At 70.6% G+C, this 19,799-nt stretch carries 16 protein-coding genes and 1 riboswitch; of the genes, 6 read left to right on the top strand and 10 right to left on the bottom strand.

The window, feature by feature from the left end; translation table 11 throughout:
- Nucleotides 1-99: 99 nt before the first annotated feature.
- Complete coding sequence (locus ACMV5O_RS16360) at nucleotides 100-1,269, bottom strand: MFS transporter (protein WP_416164459.1); 1,170 nt, start codon at nucleotides 1,267-1,269, stop codon at nucleotides 100-102.
- Nucleotides 1,270-1,579: 310 nt separating this feature from the next.
- On the opposite strand from ACMV5O_RS16360, the gene ACMV5O_RS16355 reads away from it, so the two are divergent.
- The 4 genes from ACMV5O_RS16355 to ACMV5O_RS16340 all read left to right on the top strand — a co-directional run bounded on the left by ACMV5O_RS16355 (nucleotide 1,580) and on the right by ACMV5O_RS16340 (nucleotide 5,177).
- Nucleotides 1,580-2,200 carry a DOMON-like domain-containing protein gene (locus ACMV5O_RS16355; protein ID WP_416164458.1) on the top strand — a complete coding sequence of 207 codons (621 nt, stop codon included), beginning with the start codon at nucleotides 1,580-1,582 and terminating at the stop codon, nucleotides 2,198-2,200.
- A 16-nt stretch (nucleotides 2,201-2,216) separates the two neighbouring features.
- Nucleotides 2,217-3,440 (top strand): exo-beta-N-acetylmuramidase NamZ domain-containing protein, encoded by a 1,224-nt coding sequence (locus ACMV5O_RS16350; protein WP_416164457.1) that lies wholly within the window; start codon nucleotides 2,217-2,219, stop codon nucleotides 3,438-3,440.
- A gap of 157 nt (nucleotides 3,441-3,597) precedes the next feature.
- Nucleotides 3,598-4,080, top strand: coding sequence for a glycine zipper domain-containing protein (locus tag ACMV5O_RS16345; protein ID WP_416164456.1), 483 nt, complete (start codon nucleotides 3,598-3,600; stop codon nucleotides 4,078-4,080).
- Nucleotides 4,081-4,109: 29 nt separating this feature from the next.
- On the top strand, nucleotides 4,110-5,177 hold the full coding sequence (locus tag ACMV5O_RS16340; protein WP_416164455.1) for a hypothetical protein: 1,068 nt from the start codon (nucleotides 4,110-4,112) through the stop codon (nucleotides 5,175-5,177).
- Nucleotides 5,178-5,232: 55 nt separating this feature from the next.
- Here ACMV5O_RS16340 and ACMV5O_RS16335 read toward each other — a convergent pair whose 3' ends face one another.
- Both ACMV5O_RS16335 and ACMV5O_RS16330 read right to left on the bottom strand, forming a co-directional pair.
- Nucleotides 5,233-8,907, bottom strand: a complete 3,675-nt coding sequence (locus ACMV5O_RS16335) for a TIR domain-containing protein (protein ID WP_416164454.1) — start codon at nucleotides 8,905-8,907, stop codon at nucleotides 5,233-5,235.
- A gap of 79 nt (nucleotides 8,908-8,986) precedes the next feature.
- Complete coding sequence (locus ACMV5O_RS16330) at nucleotides 8,987-9,334, bottom strand: sodium-independent anion transporter (protein ID WP_416164453.1); 348 nt, start codon at nucleotides 9,332-9,334, stop codon at nucleotides 8,987-8,989.
- Nucleotides 9,335-9,689: 355 nt separating this feature from the next.
- Here ACMV5O_RS16330 and ACMV5O_RS16325 point away from each other — a divergent pair, with 355 nt between their 5' ends.
- Nucleotides 9,690-10,634: a ribose-phosphate diphosphokinase gene (locus ACMV5O_RS16325; RefSeq protein ID WP_416164452.1), complete on the top strand. Its 945-nt coding sequence runs from the start codon at nucleotides 9,690-9,692 to the stop codon at nucleotides 10,632-10,634.
- An 18-nt stretch (nucleotides 10,635-10,652) separates the two neighbouring features.
- Here the strand turns inward: ACMV5O_RS16325 and ACMV5O_RS16320 are convergent, their stop codons facing one another.
- Together ACMV5O_RS16320 and ACMV5O_RS16315 are read right to left on the bottom strand one after the other, a co-directional pair.
- Complete coding sequence (locus tag ACMV5O_RS16320; RefSeq protein WP_416164451.1) at nucleotides 10,653-11,126, bottom strand: phosphate-starvation-inducible PsiE family protein; 474 nt, start codon at nucleotides 11,124-11,126, stop codon at nucleotides 10,653-10,655.
- A 76-nt stretch (nucleotides 11,127-11,202) separates the two neighbouring features.
- A complete protein-coding gene (locus ACMV5O_RS16315) occupies nucleotides 11,203-11,610 on the bottom strand; it encodes a TerB family tellurite resistance protein (protein ID WP_416164450.1) in 408 nt (135 codons plus the stop codon).
- 171 nt (nucleotides 11,611-11,781) lie between these two features.
- Here ACMV5O_RS16315 and ACMV5O_RS16310 point away from each other — a divergent pair, with 171 nt between their 5' ends.
- Nucleotides 11,782-12,714 (top strand): LysR family transcriptional regulator, encoded by a 933-nt coding sequence (locus ACMV5O_RS16310; protein WP_416164488.1) that lies wholly within the window; start codon nucleotides 11,782-11,784, stop codon nucleotides 12,712-12,714.
- Here the strand turns inward: ACMV5O_RS16310 and trxA are convergent.
- The 5 genes from trxA to ACMV5O_RS16285 all read right to left on the bottom strand — a co-directional run bounded on the left by trxA (nucleotide 12,680) and on the right by ACMV5O_RS16285 (nucleotide 19,759).
- Nucleotides 12,680-13,057 carry a thioredoxin gene (gene trxA, locus ACMV5O_RS16305; RefSeq protein WP_416164449.1) on the bottom strand — a complete coding sequence of 126 codons (378 nt, stop codon included), beginning with the start codon at nucleotides 13,055-13,057 and terminating at the stop codon, nucleotides 12,680-12,682. The genes ACMV5O_RS16310 and trxA overlap by 35 nt on opposite strands.
- Nucleotides 13,058-13,214: 157 nt before the next feature.
- Nucleotides 13,215-16,955, bottom strand: a complete 3,741-nt coding sequence (gene metH / locus ACMV5O_RS16300; protein ID WP_416164448.1) for a methionine synthase — start codon at nucleotides 16,953-16,955, stop codon at nucleotides 13,215-13,217.
- Between the two features lie 77 nt (nucleotides 16,956-17,032).
- Nucleotides 17,033-17,107: riboswitch (S-adenosyl-L-homocysteine riboswitch) on the bottom strand.
- A 70-nt stretch (nucleotides 17,108-17,177) separates the two neighbouring features.
- Nucleotides 17,178-17,810, bottom strand: a complete 633-nt coding sequence (locus tag ACMV5O_RS16295; RefSeq protein WP_416164487.1) for a hypothetical protein — start codon at nucleotides 17,808-17,810, stop codon at nucleotides 17,178-17,180.
- 45 nt (nucleotides 17,811-17,855) lie between these two features.
- Nucleotides 17,856-18,347 carry an outer membrane protein assembly factor BamE domain-containing protein gene (gene bamE / locus ACMV5O_RS16290; RefSeq protein WP_416164447.1) on the bottom strand — a complete coding sequence of 164 codons (492 nt, stop codon included), beginning with the start codon at nucleotides 18,345-18,347 and terminating at the stop codon, nucleotides 17,856-17,858.
- A 206-nt stretch (nucleotides 18,348-18,553) separates the two neighbouring features.
- Nucleotides 18,554-19,759 (bottom strand): ABC transporter substrate-binding protein, encoded by a 1,206-nt coding sequence (locus tag ACMV5O_RS16285; RefSeq protein WP_416164446.1) that lies wholly within the window; start codon nucleotides 19,757-19,759, stop codon nucleotides 18,554-18,556.
- Nucleotides 19,760-19,799: the final 40 nt, after the last annotated feature.

Raw genomic sequence — 19,799 nt, 5'->3', positions numbered from 1 at the left:
TGCCAGCATAATCGCGTTGGCCCCAATATGGGCAGCCTGGATGGCCGCGACTGCCAACTCCGACACGCGGATGCGCTGAAGCCGCCCCCCGGCGCAGGCTCAGGACGGGCGCGTGGCAGCGCGCCACAGCGGGCGCAGCGCCAGCAGGCCGAGCAGCGGACCGGGCAGCAGCAGCCAGGCCACGCGCTCGCCGATCAGGGGCCAAAGGCGCATCGCCATCTCGATCGATACCATGCTGATGGCAAAGCCGATGGCATTCTGGAAGGCGAGCGCGCTGCCCACGATCTCGGGTGCGCAGGCGCGCGCCGACAGCGCGGAAAAGTGCGGCGAATCCGCCACCACGCTGGCGCCCCACACGAGCATCAGCAGCGCCAGCCACAGCGGCGGCCCGCTGACGGCAAGCGGATAGAGCGCGCAGCACAGCGCCGACACCACCAGCGCCGCGGCCGCCACCCGCGCGCTGCCGAAGCGGCGGCTCAGCGCCCCGCCCAGCACGCAGCCCGCCGCGCCGACCGCGATCACCGCGAAGGCCGGCCCTGACACGCCGCCGCCGGCGGGCGCGGCCGCGAGCACGAGCAGCGGCACCAGCGTCCACATCGCATACAGCTCCCACATGTGGCCGAAGTAGCCGCCCGCGGCAGCGCGAAAGCGCGGCTCACGCAGCGCCATCAGCACCGCGCCGAGCCTGAGCCGCGGCGCATCGGGCCGGCGCTTCAGCTGCGGCCCGTCGCCGAGGCGCAGGATCATGCCGGCTGCAATCAAGGCAAGAGCGGACGACACCAGGACCGTGGCCTGCCAGCCAAGGCCCGCGTCGAGCGCGCGCACCCCGTGCGGCAGGGCGGTGCCCAAGGTGAGCATGCCGACCAGCCAGGCGAGCGCCGCACCGGCCTGCTCGGGCACCCAGCTCACCACCAGCTTCATGCCGAGCGGATAGACGCCGGCGAGCGCCAGGCCGACGACGAAGCGCCACGCCAGGCCATCGCCCAGATCGCGCGCGAACAGCGCGAAGCCGGCATTGGCCAGCGCGCCGAGCAGCGCGCAGCAGGCGAAGATGCGGCTCGCGGCGAAGCGGTCCGCCAGCCCGCTGAGGGCGAAGCCGAGCGTGCCGAGGATGAAGCCGAACTGCACGGCATTGGTGAGGCGGCCGATGTCGGCCGCGCTCAAGCCCCAGGCGAGCATCAGGTCGGCGCCAGCGCTGTTGGCGGAGAACCACAGCGAGGTACCGAAGAGCTGGGCGAGGACGATGTGTGTGAGGGGCGAGGCGCGCATGGGCATGCAGTGTGCGATGCAAGCGCGGCCGCGCTCAAGCAGGGTCATCCCTCGCCCGCCGCGGGCGCGAGCGGCTGCGCCCGAAAAAAAAGCCCGGTCGCTTTCGAGACCGGGCTTCAATCCACATCACGAGGAGAGTGGAGGAGACGGAACGGATCATACACGCGGATTTTGTGCAATGCAACATGAGCAATTGCGAATTTTGCCTGGCGGAACAAAAAGTGTGTCGATGACTGCCCGCGGCCATATCCGCCCCCCGCGCCAGCGGCTAAGATTGCGCCTGCCTCGCCACCCGCCAGTTGCCTGCATCGTGCCCCTCAGCCCAGCCGACCGTCCTCGCGTCCCCCTCATCACCGTGGGCCTGCGCCCCCACCCGAGCAGCCCGGACGCCGGCGCGCCCGCCAGTGGCCCGGTCGGACGCCTGCTGGCGACGATGTATGCCCCGCCGGAAGGCGGCGCGGTGTTCGAGTTCCGCCTCGAGGACAGCCGCCCCGGCCGCCTGGCGATTCCCGCCGCGCGCACGCCCGGACCCGCCGATGAGCTGTGGAAGCACACCTGCTTCGAGGTCTTCCTCGGCGTGCCCGGCGAATCCCAGTACCGCGAGTACAACTTCTCCCCCAGCGGGCAGTGGGCGGTGTATGCCTTCCGCGCCTGGCGCGAGCGCATCGCGGATTTCGTGCCCGCCACCGCGCCCGAGCTGAGCATCGAGCACACCCAGGACGGGCTGCTGCTCGAGGCCTACGTGCCGGCGGCCCTGCTGCCGGTGGTGCCGCCGGGCACCGACCTGCAGGTCAACCTCGCCGCCGTCGTCGAGCGCAAGGATGGCCGACACGAATACTGGGCGCTGCGCCATGTCGCCGCCCAGCCCGACTTTCACGCCCGCGACACCTTCGTGCTCGCCCTCACCACTGCGCCCCGCGCAGTCGCCTGAGCCTGCCTCTGCCGCCATGCCTGACGCCATCCAGTTCGGCCTCGACCGCCTGCTCGCCGACGCCACGCTGCGCCGCCCGCTCACCGGGCGCCGCATCGCCCTGCTCGCCCATCCCGCCTCGGTGACGCGTACGCTGACGCACTCGCTCGACGCCCTCGCCGCCCTGCCCGACATCAGGCTGTCGGCCGCTTTCGGCCCGCAGCACGGTCTGCGCGGCGACAAGCAGGACAACATGGTCGAGTCGGCCGACTACATCGACCCGCTGCACCGCATCCCGGTGTTCAGCCTGTACGGCGAGGTGCGCCGGCCGACCGCGGCGATGATGGAGACGTTCGATGTGCTGCTGGTCGACCTGCAGGACCTCGGCTGCCGCATCTACACCTTCATCACCACGCTGCGCTACGTGCTCGAGGAAGCCGCCCGCCACGGCAAGGCGGTGTGGGTGCTCGACCGCCCCAACCCCGCCGGCCGGCCGGTCGAGGGCACTGCGCTGCGCCCCGGCTGGGAGAGCTTCGTCGGCGCCGGCCCGCTGCCGATGCGCCATGGCCTGACGATGGGCGAGCTCGCCGACTGGTTCATCGCCACCCTCAAGCTCGACGTCGACTGCCGCATCGTCACCATGCAGGGCTGGCAGCCCGATGCCGCGCCGGGGCACGGCTGGCCGCTGGGCGTGCGCAGCTGGATCAACCCCAGCCCCAACGCGCCCAACCTGTCGATGGCGCGCTGCTATGCCGGCACCGTGATGCTCGAAGGCACGACCCTGTCCGAAGGCCGCGGCACCACCCGCCCGCTGGAGCTGTTCGGCGCCCCCGACCTCGACGCCCGCGCCCTGATCGCCGCGATGCACGCGCTGGCCCCCGACTGGCTGCGCGGCTGCGTGCTGCGCGAGTGCTGGTTCGAGCCCACCTTCCACAAGCACGCCGGCCAGCTGTGCAGCGGCGTGCAGATCCACGTCGAGGACCCGGCCCACTACGACCATGCCGCCTTCCGCCCGTGGCGCCTGCAGGCGTTGGCCTTCAAGGCCCTCCGCGGCCTGCAGCCCGACTACCCGCTGTGGCGCGACTTCGGCTACGAGTACGAGTTCGAGCGCCGCGCGATCGACCTCATCAACGGCTCGCCGCTGCTGCGCGAGTGGGTGGACGACCCGGCCGCGAGCGCGGCCGATCTCGACGCGCTCGCTCATGCCGACGAAGCGGCCTGGGTCGAGGCCCGCCGCCCCTTCCTGCGCTACCCGGGCTGAGCGACGGGGCGCGGCGCGCCGCCGGCCGCGTGGGCAAGGCGCGAGCATGCATCGCCACGTGAACTAGAATGAACATGCCGGCCCGCGTCGCGACCGTCGTCAGGGCCGCGGCCAGACGGTGCCGGCCCGCTCCTGCCTCCCGTCCGAGGAGATCGACATGCGCCAACTGCCCGCTGCACGCCCCCTGGCCTGCGCGCTCGCCACCGCACTCCTGCTGTTGTCGACAAGCGGCTGCGAGAACATGCAAAAGCGCGACGTGGGGACCGCGATCGGCGGCATCGTCGGCGGCCTCATCGGCTACAAACTCGGCAAGGACAGCGCGGGCGGCGCCGTGATCGGCGCCCTGGTCGGGGGCGTGGTGGGACGCATGATCGGCCAGTACATGGACGATGCCGACCGCAAGCGGCTCGCCGAGACGATCCAGAGCGCGCCGCGCGGACAGACGGTGAGCTGGCACAACGAGGACAGCGGGCGCGACTTCGCAGTGACGCCGACCTCGGATTTTTATGCCGACGCGGGCAAGGAATGCCGCCGCTTCGACCAGGTCGTCTATGTGGATGGCCGGCGCGAGGTCATGGAGGGCCTGGCCTGCCGCACGCCGGGCAGCGACGCCTTCGACTTCAGCGGCCAGTCCGCCTGAGCGTGCGGCCTGCTGCGGGGAGACACCCGATGAAACCTGCCGGTGCGCATCGCACGCTGTGCCTCGTCCTCGGCCTCGCGCTGGCCGCAGTGCCGCCGATGAGCGGGGCGCAAGAGCGGGCCCCGGGGACCGCGCGGCTCGGCAGCCCGCCGGCCGTCACGGCGGCACCGGCGCAGCTCGCGCAGAGCCGTTATCCCTCGCCCAACCAGCCCTACGACGACGTGGGCGGCGGCACTGGGGGTGGCGATGGCGGCGACTACGGCGGCGATGACCGTCGCCCCACGGGCGAAGGGAGGAACTGGCTGATCCCGGCGATCGTCGTCGGCGCGGCAGCGCTGTTCGCGATCGGCAAGACCCTCGCACAGGAAAAGGCCGAGACGCGCGACGAGTCTGCCGGCACGCGCGAACTGCTGCGCGATGGCCCGCAGTTGGCGCCCCAGTTCAACGCCAGCGCCTTCGGCGTGCGCGGGCTGGTGCGCGGCGGCTGGCCGGTGGTGGTCGATTACGCCCAGCAGCGCCCCGGGCGGGTGCTGCTGCGCATCGCGATCCCGGGCGCCGAGACCGTCAGCTACCGCCTCGACCAGTTCGGTCTCGGCCGTCATGTGCTGCGCTTCGAGCTGCCACCCTTCCTCGGCGACAGCCTCAGGCCGGCGGTGATCGCGCTCACCGCTGCCGACCTCGAGACCGGGCAGCAGACGATCGACGGCTTCAGCGTCCATGGCCTGGGCATCGGCCCGCGCGCGGTGGGCTCGGTGGCGGTCGACCGGCTCGAGTTCGACCCCGGCCTGATGCGCCCGGCACGCGGCGACACCGCCCGCTACGCCTTCCGTTCGCGTTCCGACTTCGACCACGCCGCGGTCGAGTTCATGCAGGTGTCGCAGAGCCCGGACGGCGTGCGCAAGCGCTACGTCAAGGGCCAGCGCATCGGCCCGGTGCAGCGCGACAGCCGCATCGAGAGCCTCCCCGCGCAGCGCTGGGACGGCCGCGACGAGCGTGCGCAGCCCTCTGCGGGCCGCCACCAGTTGCAGGTGCGGGTGTGGGACGAGGGCGGCGACTGGGTCGGCGCCTGGTCGGAGTCGCTCGTGCTCGTGCAGTGAGGCGGGCTGGACGGGTCCCCGCCGCAGCCGCGGGGGCAGGCTCGCAAGCGAAGCCTCATGGGCCGCAGGCGCTTGCCGCGCGCTGCGCGCTGCGCATGCGCGCGCACCAGTCCGCCCCCGCCAGCACGCGAATCGCGCCCTGTTCATCCATCGTCGTCGCATTGCCAAGCGCAAGCCACTGCGCCACGCTGACGCTGCCGATGTCGGGCTGGGGCCAACGCCAGCGCCGCGCCTGCAACGCGTCCGCGGCAAGCAGCCCGCCATCGACCGCGCCGTGCTCGGGATACAGCACGTCCGAGCGCAGCACGGCGCTCAGCGGGCGGCCGCGGTCCGCATCCCATAGCCGCACGCTGCTGTTACCCCACAGCACGACGCGACCGTCGCCGAGCAGGGCGCCACCGCGCGCGCCCTCGTCGAGCGCAAGCGGTGGCGACAGACGCTCGCCCGGACCAAGGCGGCGCGCCAGCGGCCCGGCCGCGAGCAGCCACTGCTCGCCCTGGGCGTGCAGCAGCTGGTAGCCGTGCAGGCCGAGCGCATCGAGCCGCGCCTTGAGCGTCGCATCGGGGGCCTGCGGCCGCGGCAGGGCGGGCGCCCCGCCCGGCGCCGCGGGCGCCGTGACTTCCAGCGCCGGCTGCCGCCGCCACAGCCGCAGGCTGTCGTCGTCGGCCCAGCTCAGGATCGTGCCGCCGGCGTCGTCGACCGCGGCGCCGAGAACGCGGCCGACGTGCAGCAAGGGCAGGCTCAAGGGGGTCAGCGTGCCGGCGTCCCACAGCCGTGCGCCGGCCACCCGGCTCCAGGCCAGCACGCGCGTGCCATCGGCCGTGGCCACGGCCAGCACCGGCGCCTCGGCGCGATGATGGCGGCCGCGCGCGGCCAGCTCGCCCAGCGCCAGATCCCACACCTCGAGCCAGCCATCCGCGCCCGCGGTCAGCAACCTGCCGGCTCCCGGCAGCAGCAGCACGCGCGACAGGCTGCCCTCGCGATCGAGCGGGCGCTCGAAGCGCGGCGCGCCATCGGCCGCCTGCCACACGCGTACACGCCCGCGGCCCGCGCTCCACGACACCACCAGGCCCGCGTCGGCATCGAAACGCACGCCATCGACCAACTCGGGCGAGCTCCAGCGCGCATGCACCCTGCCCGCGTCCAGGTCGTGGCGCAGCAGAGTCGTGTCGCAAAAGCTGATCGCGCTGCGGCCGTCGGCGGCCAGTTCCACCCCGCGCGGCGCACAGCCGCTGTGCCATGCAAGCGCCGCACCGGCTGCGTCGACGCGCCAGAACGCCCCGGCCGCGGTCCACGCCAGCAGCCCGCCGCGCTCGACCAGGGCGGCGCCGGCAATCGCGCTGCCGGCAAGCCAGCGGCCAGCGGGCGTGGCGGCGGGCAGGGTCCACAGCTGCACGCCGTCGTCGCCCCAGCCGGCCAGCCGGCGCCCTTCGCGATCGACGGCAATGCGTGCCACCCCGCCGTGGGCGAGCGCGCGCGGCGGCGCCCCGCCGCCCCACAGCCACACGCCGCCCGCCGCGTCGCGGGTCAGCACCTCACCGCTCGGCAGGATGAGCCCCTCGGCCACCGTATCCGAGTGCAGGTGCGCATCCGTCTGGCGGCCGTTGTCGAGCGCATGCAGCCAGGCCTCGCGACCGCGCCAGGCCAGCAGCACGCGCGCGCCGGCGGCCACCTGGGTGCCGGCTGGCGCGCGCTCGCCGGCCGCTGTTCGCCCCCCATCCGGCGCTCCCGGCAGGGTGATCTCGCCCGCCAGCTCCAGCCCGCCTGCGAGCATGCCGATCGCAATCAGGGCGTTGTCGTGCGCGCGCCCCTCGCCGCCGAGGTCGGCCGCGCGGGCGAGGTAGTGGGCCGCGCGCAAGGCGTCGTCGCCCGCGTCGCGTGCCGACAGCGCACCGCTCCAGTAGCTGTCGATGCGCTGGCCCATGGCTTCGCGCTGCTGCTGCCAGAGTCCGGCGCCGAGCGCGGCCGAGGCCAGCAACAGCGCCGCCAGCCCGGCACGCGCGCCCACCTGGCGCCGGCGTAGCCGTCTCACCGCGGCAGCGCTTGCGTCGATGTAGCGGTCCAAGGCTTCGCCCAGCTCGTCGGCCCGCTCCGCCTGCCAGCGCTGCGCCTCGACGAGCGGTCCGCCACGCAGCAGCAGGCCGGCGTCGTCGGCCGCGCGCTGCCAGGCCGTGGCCGCCGGCAGCGCATGCTGGCGCCAGAGCAGGAACACGCGGTCCTCGTCGAGCCAGCGGCGCAACAGGTCCCAGGCGCGGAACAAGGCCTCGTGGGCCACCTCCAGCATGCGCGCGCCCCCCTCGTCCCGGCCCGACACCAGCAGCCGGGCAGCGACGAGGGCCTCGAGCAGCGGGTGCGCGGCGGCGGGCAGATCCTGCCAGCGCGCCGCACGCCGCGTGTAGCCGCCCTCGGGCTCGACCCGCACCAGCTGGCGAAAGGCGTGGCGCAGCGCACCGAGCGCCTCGTCGGCGGGCGCGAGGGCGGCGAGCACCGCCTCGGCTTCGTGGCGGATCGCGCCCTCCAGGCCGCCGAAGCGCGCGCGGTACTCGTCGAGGGTGATGCGTCGGTCATCGCCGAAGTCGCGCCACAGCCGGTTCAGCGTGAACGCGAGCAGCGGCAGCGCGTCGGGGCTGCCGGTGTCGTGCGCCAGCGCCTCGACCAGTCCCTCCTCCAGTTCGAGCCCGGCGACGCGCGCCGGGCCGCTGATGATCTCGGCGAAGTGGCTGGCGTCCATCGGCGCCAGCGGCTGCTGGCGGAAGGGCAGCGCCCCCCACAGCGGCAGGGCCTGCAAGGCTGCCAGATAGTCCGCGCGCAGGGTCGCCAGGCAGTACAACTCGCCGCGCTCGGGCGCGAGCGCCACGCGCAGGGCCTGCACGAAGCGCGCCGCGGCCTCGGGCTCGCTGGTGGTGAGGAGCTCCTCGAGCTGGTCGACCACCAGCAACACCGCCGGCCGCTCCGGCTCCGCGGCGAAGGCCGACGCCAGCGCCGCCCCGAGCACGGCCGGTGCACTGGCGGGCGCCAGCCCCGTTGGCAGCAGGCGGGCGAGCTCCTCATCGGGCCGGCGCAGCGGGCGCAGCGGGCCGAGCACGCGCCACTCCGCCATGCGCGCGATGCGCGGCAACACGCCCGCGCGCACCAGCGAGGACTTGCCGCTGCCCGAAGCGCCGACCACCACCAGCAGGCGCTCGCCGCCGTAGCGGCGCATCTGCGCCAGGGTGTCGAGACAGCGCCGCTGCTCCTGATCGCGGCCGAAATACACTGCGGCGTCGGCCGCCTGGAAGGGCGCGAGGCCCGGATAGGGTGCGCGCCCGCCGTCCCAGGCGAAGCTGTCGGCCGGGTCCAGGCCGGCGCTGCGCATGCCGCGCCACAGCCGCGCGTAGCCTTCTTCGGCGTCGGCGCGCAGATCGACCACCTGGGTGTCGAGCAGCAGTGGACGCAGGCTGCACTCGCCGATCACCACCGGGAACAGCCGCTTGCCGAGCGCACGCGCATGCGTGATCTCGGCGAAGCACCAGTCCGACGCCATCGAGTGCGCGCTGCACAGCACCACCACGCCGCTGCAGGTGCGCAGCCGGGCATAGATCTCGCGCTCCCAGTCGCGGCCGGCGGGAATGCCGTCGGCGGGATCGAAGTCGAGAAACAGCGACTGATAACCCTGCTCGCGCAGCCGCGCGGCCATCCCCTCTGCCGCCTGGCGGTCGCGACTGCTGTGGCTGATGAAGATTCCTGACACCGCTGCCCTCCGACCCGCCCCTCACCCGCCATGCAGCATGCACCCGCCGCCACCGTGCGCCAAGTCCTGCCGGGCGGGCTCAGCCCACTAGGCCGCGCGCCTCGCCCAGCGCCGCGCCGAGGTCGCTGCGCAGCAGCTCGGCCGGCAGGTGTGGCGCGCGCAGGCGCATCAGCTCGGTCTGGATCGCCGGCGGCACGACGATGAAGACCACGATCGACTGTGCTTTCAGGCGCTCGACCATTTCCTCGAGGGCAAACTGCGCCGACAGATCCATGAAGGGCACGCGACTGCAGTCGAACACCGCCACCCGCGTGCCGATCACCTGATCGACGCGATCGAGCAGCTGGCTGGTCGAGCCGAAGAAGAAGGGGCCGCCGACCTCGATCACGCGTACCCCGCTGTCCATGTCCGCCTCGCTTTGGCTCACGCCGCCCGCCGCGCCTGCGCCGGAGGCCACGCCGAAGGCAGGGCGACGACGCCGGCGGTCAGGCCGCCGAAAAAATCCCCCCGCAGGCGCGCAAGCGAATAGGGCCGCTCGTCCATCGACACTCCCGTGCTGGACACTCGGCCGGGCGGGCTTGGCCGACTCTGAGGGTGCTGTCTCCCCGCCGTGTTGTGTCGCAAAGATGTGGCAAACGCGCGGCCGACGCAAGCGCGGCCACGCCTCGGGTGCCATCTTCCCGTAGCATTACGGCGACCGCGCGTCGGGCCGACCGCCGCGTCCGCCTTCCACCCCACGCCGCGCAGGCCTGCGCGCCCCGCCACGACGGAGAATTCGATCGATGATCAAGCACGGCCTCCAGATCTTCGCCTGCAACGCCAGCCGCGAGCTGGCCTGCGACATCAGCCAGCGCCTGGGCATGCGCCCGGGGCAGCTCGACATCTCGCGCTTTTCCAACGACAACCTGCGGGTACAGGTCCAGGAGAACGTGCGCGAGCGCGACGTCTTCGTGCTGCAGTCCTTCGCCGAACCGGTGAGCGAGCACATCATGGAGCTGCTGATCACCCTCGATGCCCTGCGCAGTGCCTCGGCACAGCGCATCACCGCGGTGATTCCCTATTACTCCTACGCCCGCTCGGACAAGAAGGACGCGCCGCGGATCTCGATCACCGGCAGGCTGATCGCCGACCTGCTGCGCACCGCCGGCGCCGACCGCGTGCTGACGATGGACCTGCACGCCGACCAGGTGCATGGCTTCTTCAGCGTGCCGGTCGACCACCTGACCGCCGTGTCGCTGATTGCCGAGCACTTCCGCAACCACTACGACCTCTCGAACATGGTCGCCGTCGCCACCGACGCGGGCGGCGCCAAGCGCGCCGGGCGTTTCTCGGAGAAGCTCGGCATCCCGATGGCCATCATCGACAAGCGCCGGGTGTCGGACACCGCGGTCAAGCAGGGCCACGTGGTGGGCGAGGTCGGCGGGCGCGACGTGGTCATCTTCGAGGACGAGATCGCCACCGGCGGCACGCTCGTGTCCTCGGTGGACACGCTGCGTGCGGCCGGCGCGAAGAGCGTGCATGCGGCGGCGACCCATGGCGTGCTGTGCGGACCGGCGATCGAACGCCTGGGCGCGGCGGCGATCGACTCCATCGTGGTCACCAATACGGTAAGCGTGCCGGCCGAAAAGCGCCTCGACAAGCTGACCGTGCTCAACGTGGCGCCGCTGTTTGCCGCCGCCATCGAGCGCATCCACAGCGGCCAGAGCGTGGGCGCGCTGTTCGAGTGATGGCGCGCGCCCTGCGCCTCAATTGCCCGGGCGCAGCGACACCATCCAGTAGGTCACGCCCAGCGCCAGCACCACGACACCGATCGCGAACAGGTACATCGGCTCGATCGTGCTCAGGTCGAGCACGATGACCTTGCGTGCGATCGCCATCAGCGCGGTCGCGATCACGAGCTTGACGTGGATGACGTCGTCACGCAGGTAGAGCGTGATGTTGACGAAGATCTCGATCGCGATCAGCACGGCCAGAAAGGCGGCGAACACGACGAAGATGTCGTTGAGGTCGAGCAGCAGGAAGGGTGGGGTCGACAGCTTCTCGTACAGCACCAGCACGACGTCGGCGACCGTCCACAGGATCACCGCCACCATCAGCACGGCAAGCACGCGGATCGCCTGACGGATGACCCAATGCAGGCGGTCGATCAGGGGATCGTCGACGCGCTCGCCAAGGTGACTGTCGTGGTCCGCAGACCGTGTACTTTTCGCCGTATCCATGTTGGCCTCCCGGCCCCAGGTAGTACCGCCGGGGGCCGGGCCGCCGCGCCCTGCGACGCCCCCGGCCCCCGTCACCTCAGTTCAGACTCGAAGGGGCGCCGCGCATGCGCCACTTTTCCAGCGCACGCGCCAGCACCTCGACCTCGGCCGGCGTCTCCACGCCGTCGGCGCTGACGATGTCCTGCATGGCGCGCAGCAGGGCCTGCTGCAGCGCGGGCTCGGCAATGTCCTCGAGGATCTGGTCCAGCACCTCGTCGGCAAGCTTCAGGCGCATGCCGTCCATGTAGTGGGCACCGAGCAGCAGGTCGTCGCAGTACTCGCGCAGGATGCGCTCGAACTCCACGCTGCCGAGGCCCAGGCGACGGGCGAGGTCGGTGTGCATCAGGGTGTCGAGCTCGGTGTGGTCGAGGCCACCGTCGGCCAGCACGGTGAGGGCAAGGATGCGGGCGGCGGCGGGGGTGCTGTCGGTGTCGTAGTGGCGCATGGTGCTGTCTCCTTCTTGTGTCGGGATGGCTGCAAGGCCCGGGTCAGCCGGGTTGGGAGACCCCGACAGCGCTGCAGACGGATGCAGACTAAAGGAGAACCGTTCTCATAAAAAGTCGATTAAACTTTGTTATTGAATCGATTTTTTCGACGGAACGAGGCCAGCGCGATGATGACTGAGCTCAACTACAAGCACTTGCGCTACTTCTGGACGGTGGCGCGGGTGGGCACGATTGCCGAGGCGGGCCGGGTGTTGAACCTGGCGCCCCATTCGATCAGCGCCCAGCTCGCCACCTTCGAGGCGGCACTCGGCGTCAGCCTCTTTCGCCGGGTCGGCCGCCGGCTGGCGCTGACCGAGGCAGGCGAGCGCATCCTCGGCCATGCGGAGCAGATCTTTGCGCTCGGCGACCAGATCGCGGACATCGTGCGCGACGACACGCTGCGGCGCAGCCTGCCCTTTCGCATCGGCTTCCCCGACTCGATGCCCAAGTCGGTCGTCCATCGCCTGATCGAGCCCGCCCTGCATGTGGAGCGCCCGGGCCGCCTGGTGTGCCGCGAAGCGCCACTCGCGGAGCTGCTCGCCGAGCTCGCGGTGCATCGGCTCGACCTCGTGATCGCCGACCGGCCGCTGCCGTCCGATGTCAGCGTGCGCGGCTACAGTACGCTGCTCGGCGAGAGCACGCTGACGGTGTTCGCGGCCCCGGCGCTGGCGGCACGACTGGCGGACGGCTTTCCCGTCAGCCTCGACGGCGCGCCCTTCCTGCTGCCGGGCGAGGACGTGGCCCACCGCAGTGCGCTGCTGCAATGGTTCGAGCAGCGGCGCCTGCGCCCCTCGGTGGTCGCCGAATTCGATGACAGCGCCCTGATGAAGGCCTTCGGCCAGAGCGGTGCAGGCGCATTCGTCGCGCCAAGCTCGATCGCCGACCATGTCTGCCGGCAGTACGACGTGGCGGCGCTGGGCGAGATCGCCGAGGTCCGCAGCCAGATCTTCGCGATCACCACCGAGCGACGGCTGTCGCATCCGGCCATGCAGGCCATCCGCGACCAGGCCGCCGGCAGCAGCGAATCGCTCAGCTTTGCTGCTGTGCGGCCTGCTGCGCGCTGATCTCGGCGCGCACCTGGTCCATGTCCAGCCCACGCACCCCGGCGATCACCTGATTCAGCGCGTTCGCCGGCAGCGCGCCGGACTCGCGGAACACCATCACGCCCTCGCGGATCACCGCGATGGTGGGGATGGAGCGGATCTGGAAGGCGGCGGCGAGCTCCTGTTGGGCCTCGGTGTCGATCTTGCCGAACACGATGTCCGGGTTGGCCTCGGAGGCCGCCTCGTAGGTCGGCGCGAAGTTGCGGCAGGGGCCGCACCAGGCGGCCCAGAAATCGAGGAAGACGATCGGGTTCTGCGAGACCGTATCGTTGAAGTTGTCGCCGGTGAGTTCGACGGTTGCCATGTCAGCCCCTGATTGAATGAGCGACTGCCGATGATACACGCCCGGAAGTGGGGCCCCGGCGTCATTTCGTCGCGCACGCGCCGCGCGCCCCCGCCGCCCGCAGGCCGCGCAGGGGGGTACACGGCCCGCCCTACGCAGCGGACCTGCAGGCCGGCGATCAGAGCAGCGGCGCCAGCCAGCGCGCCGCCTCGTCCTCTTCCATGCCGGTGCGGCGTGCCCAGTCAGCGAGTTGATCGCGGCCGATCTTCGGGATCGCGAAGTAATGGCTCTCGGGGTGGGCGAAGTAGAAGCCGCTCACCGCCGCGGCCGGCATCATCGCGTAGCTCTCGGTGAGGTCCATGCCGATGCGCGCGCGCGCGCCGAGGAGCTCGAACAGCGGGCCCTTCACCGTGTGGTCGGGGCAGGCCGGATAGCCCGGCGCCGGGCGGATGCCGCGGTACTCCTCGCGGATCAGCGCGTCGTTGTCCAGCGTCTCGTCGGCGGCATAGCCCCAGCACTCACGGCGCACGCGCTCGTGCAGCCACTCGGCGCAGGCCTCGGCGAGGCGGTCGGCCAGGCTCTTCAGCATGATGGCGTGGTAGTCGTCGTGCGCGGCCTCGAACTCGGCGAGCTTGGCCTCAATGCCCAGGCCGGCGGTCACGGCGAAGGCGCCGACCCAGTCCGCCACACCCGAGTCCTTGGGCGCGACGAAGTCGGCCAGGCACCAGTGCGGCTTGCCGGCCGGGCGCTCGTGCTGCTGGCGCAGGCCGTGCCAGACCATGGCCAGATGCTTGCGGTCCTCGCCGGTGTAGAGCTCGATGTCGTCGCCGACGGCGTTGGCGGGGAACAGGCCGAACACCGCCTTCGCCTGCAACCAGGCCTCGGCCACGATCTTCTCGAGCATGGCCTTGCCGTCGGCGAACACGTTGCGCGCGGTCTCGCCTACCACCGCGTCGTCCAGGATGGCGGGGAAGCGGCCGGCCAGGTCCCAGGTCTGGAAGAAGGGGCCCCAGTCGATGTAGTCGACCAGCTCGCCGAGCTCGACGTCGATCGCCTGCACGCCGAGCATGTTCGGGCGCGGCGGAAAATAGGGGACAGACCCCGATTTCCCCTCAGGAAATTGGGGTCTGTCCCCTATTTCCCAGCGGAAAGCATTCGCACGCGCGGCCTCGATGCTCACCAGCTGCACGCCCTTCTTGTTGGCGTGCAGGGCGCGGATCTTCTCGTAGTCGGCGGCGACCTCGGCCTTGAAGGCCTCGCTCTGGCCTTCGGACAGCAGCGCGGTGACCACGCCCACCGCGCGCGAGGCATCCGGCACATACACCACCGGCTGGTCGTAGTGCGGCGCGATCTTGATCGCGGTGTGGTTGCGGCTGGTGGTGGCGCCGCCGATCAGGAGCGGCACGGAAAAGCCCTGGCGCTTCATCTCGGCGGCGACGTGGCTCATTTCCTCCAGCGAGGGCGTGATCAGGCCCGACAGGCCGATCGCCTGCGCGCCATGCTCCTTCGCCGCTTCCAGGATCTTCGTCGCCGGCACCATCACGCCGAGGTCGATCACCTCGTAGCCGTTGCAGCCGAGCACCACGCCGACGATGTTCTTGCCGATGTCGTGCACGTCGCCCTTGACCGTGGCCATGATGATGCGGCCCTTGCTGGTCGCACCGGTGCGCAGCTTCTCGGCCTCGATGTAGGGGATCAGGTGGGCGACCGCCTGCTTCATCACGCGCGCCGACTTCACCACCTGGGGCAGGAACATCTTGCCCGCGCCGAAGAGGTCGCCGACCACGCTCATGCCCGCCATCAGGGGGCCTTCGATCACCGCCAGCGGCGGCTTGCCTTCGGCCTCGAGCTTGGCGCGCACCTCCTCGGTGTCGGCAACGACGAACTCGGTGATGCCCTTCACCAGCGCGTGGGAGAGGCGCTCTTCCACCGACCAGGCGCGCCAGGCCAGATCCTGCGTGGACTCCTTGGCCTGGCCCTTCACCGTCTGCGCCAGCTCGACCAGCGCCTCGCCCGCCCCGGGCTTGCGGTTCATCACCACGTCCTCGACCTTGTCGCGCAGCACCGGTTCGAGTTCGTCATACACGCCGAGCTGGCCGGCGTTGACGATGCCCATCGACAGGCCGGCCTTGATCGCGTGGTACAGGAACACGGTGTGGATCGCCTCGCGCACCGGGTCGTTGCCGCGGAAGCTGAAGCTCACGTTCGACACCCCGCCCGAGGTCTTCGCGTACGGCAGGTTCTCCTTGATCCAGGCCACGGCGTTGATGAAGTCGACCGCGTAGTTGTCGTGCTCCTCGATACCGGTGGCGATGGCGAAGATGTTGGGGTCGAAGATGATGTCCTCGGCTGGGAAGCCGGCACCGCCCTCGGCGACCGGCTTGGTGAGCAGCGTGTAGGCACGCTCGCAGATCTCGGTCTTGCGGCGGAAGGTATCGGCCTGGCCCTGCTCGTCGAAGGCCATCACGATCACCGCCGCGCCGTAGCGGCGCGCGAGCCGCGCCTGGCGCAGGAACTCGGCCTCACCCTCCTTCATCGAGATCGAATTGACCACGCCCTTGCCCTGGATGCACTTGAGGCCGGTCTCGATCACCGACCACTTCGACGAGTCGAGCATGATCGGCACGCGCGAGATGTCGGGCTCGGTGGCAATGAGCTTGCAGAAGCGCTCCATGGCGGCGACCGAATCGAGCATCGCCTCGTCCATGTTGATGTCGATGACCTGGGCGCCGTTCTCGACCTGCTGGCGCGCGACCGCGAGCGCGTCGTCGAAGCGGCCTTCAAGGATCATGCGCGCGAAGGCCTTGGAGCCGGTGACGTTGGTGCGCTCGCCGACGTTGACGAACAGGGCGTCGCTGCCGACGTTGAAGGGCTCGAGGCCCGACAAGCGCAGCTTCTTGTCGATGACGGGCACGGCGCGCGGCGCAAGGCCGGCAACGGCTTCGGCGATCGCCGCGATGTGCGCCGGCGTGGTGCCGCAGCAGCCGCCGACGATGTTCACCAGGCCGCTTTGCGCCCATTCGCGGATCTCGCCGGCAAGGTGCTCGGGCGTCTCGTCGTAGCCGGTGGGCGACAGCGGGTTGGGCAGGCCGGCGTTGGGGTGGGCGGAGACATGGGTGTCGCAGGCGGTGGACAGCTCCTCGACGTACTGGCGCAACTGGTCGGCACCGAGCGCGCAGTTGAGGCCGAAGCTGATCGGCTGCGCATGGCTGAGCGAGTTCCAGAAGGCCTCGGCGGTCTGGCCCGACAGCGTGCGGCCGGAGGCGTCGGTGATGGTGCCGGAGATCATCACCGGCCAGCGCTTGCCCAGGTCGTCGAACAGCTTCTCGATCGCAAATACGGCGGCCTTGGCGTTGAGCGTGTCGAACACGGTCTCGATCAGCAGCAGGTCGGCGCCGCCTTCGAGCAGGCCCCTGGCCGAGTCGTAGTAGTCGTCGGCGAGCGCATCGAAGCTGATGTTGCGGAAGCCGGGGTCGTTTACGTCCGGCGAGATCGACAGCGTGCGCGAGGTCGGCCCGAGCACGCCGGCGCAGTAGCGCGGCTTGGCGGGGTTCTCTGCGGTGTATTCGTCGCACAGCTGGCGCACCAGGCGCGCACCCTCGACGTTGAGTTCGTAAGCCAGCGCCTCCAGCCCGTATTCGGCCTGCGACACGCGGGTGGCGTTGAAGGTGTTGGTCTCGATGATGTCCGCGCCGGCCTCGAGATAGGCGCGGTGGATGCCTGCGATCACGTCCGGGCGCGTGAGCACCAGCAGGTCGTTGTTGCCCTTGAGGTCCTTCGGGTGCTCGAGGAAGCGATCGCCGCGGTAGTCCGCCTCGCCCAGCTTTTCCTGCTGGATCATGGTGCCCATCGCGCCATCCAGGATCAGGATGCGCTCGGCGAGAAGCTGGCGGAGTTCGGTGCTGCGGTCGGCTTGCATGGGTCGGTCCTCGGTCATTCAACGGTCGCCGGGCAACGCCATGCAGAAAAAACGAACGGCGCCACAAACCGGCTGAAGGTTTGTGAGCGCCGTTGATCGGTTGCCGAGCCTGGCCCGCACAGGATCGGTGGGTCGCAGCGCTCCTCGGCAAGACGCGAATTCTATCGGCTGTACTGGCCGCCTGCCAAGCCCGTTGCCGCAGGCAAGCGCCACACTAAACCTTCACCAGATCCACGGATAGGCGAAGGGATGCGCATAGGGGTAGCCGTAAAAGCCGCGCGGGTAGCCCCAGCGCCCACCCCACACCCAGGGGCCGCGGTAGTAGCTACCCCAGAAGCCGAACATGCCGCCGTCGCGCGGGAACACATAGGTCTGGCTGGTGCGCACCACCTTGCCGTCGATGAAGTGCACATTGAACAGCGTCGCAATACCCGGGCCGTCGTTGCGAATATTCCAGTCCCACACCACCTCGCCCGACAGGTGGAAGGTCTGCACCGAGCGGTGCGTGCCCAGCAGGCGCGCCACCTGCGCCTCGTCCATGCCCGGCTCGACCCGCGCCAGATTCTCGGCGGCCAGCGCATCCCACTGGCGCAGCACGATGCCGCCCTGATCGACCTCCACCATCAGGCAGGTGTGGCCGTAGGGCTGGGTGGCGTACTCGAGCACGGTCGTGCCGTCGTCGTTGGTCCAGCGCCGGGTCGGCTCGCCACGCTCGGCGAGTGCCTCGGCCTCGGTGGTGTAGGGCCGCGGCGGTGCAAACACCGCACAGCCGGCAAGTTGCAGGGACACGAGGACAAGCAGCAGCCACAGCAGGGTGCGCAAGGGCGAGACCCATAGCGACGACCGTCCCGGCATCGCCGGGCACACGGGTCTCTCGGTCGTGATCATCATCGCTCTCCTTCAGCGGCGATAGCGGGTGTACCGCCCCGTGCCCGTGACCCGGCCCTCGGTGTTGAAGGACACGGTGAAGAACATCGGGTCGCCGCCGGTGCTATTGCCGTGGTCGAACTTCCACTCCCACACCGTCTCCTGCTTGAGCTGGAAGAACTGGCTGGAAGCCGGCTTGCCAAGCAGGCGCCGCACCTGATCGCCGTTCATGCCGCGTTCGACGCGCGCAAAGCTCGCTTCGTTCAACACCTGATCGATGCTGCGCAGGATGTTGTCCGCACCGATCGTGATCATGAAGCACTCGATGCCCTCGGGCTGGCGGCTGTACTCCCAGGTCGTCGAACCATCCTCGTTGCGCCACTCCATGTGCGGCGGCCCGAAGCGCTCGCGCACCTCGACCGCCGTCGACACGCCGGGCTGCAGCTCGCGGACGTTGATGTAGTCGCAGGCAGTGATGCCAATGGCCGATAGCAAGCTGCAAACCCAGGCAAGCAGGCGTCTCATCAGTCAGTGCTCCAGACGGGGGGCCGGACCCGAGGCCGGCGATCGATTTCGCCTCAAGCATCCGCCATGCAGGCGGCCTTTGCAATCCAGCAAGCGTGAGGCTTTGCAAATGCCGGACTGTGTGCGCCTCAAGAAACCGGCGAGGGCCGGGCGGGTTACCCCGGCCGGCCCTCCTTGGCGCTGCACGGCGTCGCCGCCGAGTACGCTCACTGCATGTCGGCGATCGCCTCGTAGGTGCTGCCGCTGACCTTGAAGAAGGCGTAGTTGCCCGGCACGTCGCCCGCCGCATCGAATTCATGGTCGCCGGCGGCGCCCTTGTAGTCGATGTCCTTGCCTTCGGCGATCAGCTGCTTGGCCTTCGCCCACTCGCCGGCCATGATCGGCTCGCCCGGCGCCGAGGCTACGGCGCGCAGCGACTCGGCGAGTTTGGCCTTGTCGCCGCCCGCCTTCTCGATCGCCAGCGCGGCCAGGAAGGCAGCGTCGTACGAGGTGGTGGTGAAGATCGCGTCGGGGTTGCCACCCGCGGCCGAGAAGGCGGCACGGAAGGCGTCGAGCGAGGCCGAGGCCTCGCCCACCGGCGCCGAGGCAAAGAAGCTGCCGAGGTTCTGCTCGCCGAGCGAGCGGATCACGGCCTCGGACTTCATGCCGTCGGCGCCGATGAAGGTCTTGAAGAAGTTGTTCTCCAGCGCCTGGCGCAGGATGGTGAGGCCGGTGCCGTCGCCGTAGTCGAAGATCACCAGGGTGTCGGCGCCGCCGCGCGCGAGCTGGGCGAGGTCGGAGCGGTAGGACGCCTTGCCGTCCTCGTGGCCGGAGTAGCCGGCGATGGTGCCGCCGTTGCCTTCGAACTCGGCCTTGAAGGACTCGGCCAGGCCCTTGCCATAGTCGTTGTTGAGGTAGGCCACCGCCACCTTGTCGATGCCACGCGCCTTGAGGGTGCGGGCGAGTGCGCGGCCCTGGTAGTCGTCGGAGGGCACGGTGCGGTAGACCAGGTCCTTGTCGTTGAGCCGGGTGATCTCGGGCGAGGTGCCCGAGGGCGTGACCATCAGCACGCCGGCGGGCACCGTGACCGAGTTGGCCGCCGCCAGCACGGCCCCCGAGCAATGCGGGCCCACGGTGGCGATCACGCGGTCGATGTTCACCGCCTTGGTGGCAGCGTCGGTGGCGTTCTGCGGGTTGCAGGCGCTGTCGCCGACGACCACCTCGAGCTTGCCGCCGTTGAGGATGCCGCCCTGCTCATTGACCTGGGCAACGGCCAGGCGCGAGGCATCCAGCATGGACGGCGCCATCGCCGCGATCGCGCCGGAGATACCGCCGAGCAGGCCGATCTTGACGTTCTGCGCATGGGCCGGGGTGGCAAGCACGGCCGCGCCGAGGAGCGAGCCGACGAGGGTTGCAAGGGTCTTCTTGTTCATTAGGGTCACCTCCAGAATGTGCCGTGGCACGTGTTGGCTG

Source organism: Thauera sp. WH-1, assembly GCF_047806685.1.
Taxonomy (GTDB): Bacteria; Pseudomonadota; Gammaproteobacteria; order Burkholderiales; family Rhodocyclaceae; genus Thauera.
This window is presented reverse-complemented; position numbering and strand designations above follow the sequence as displayed.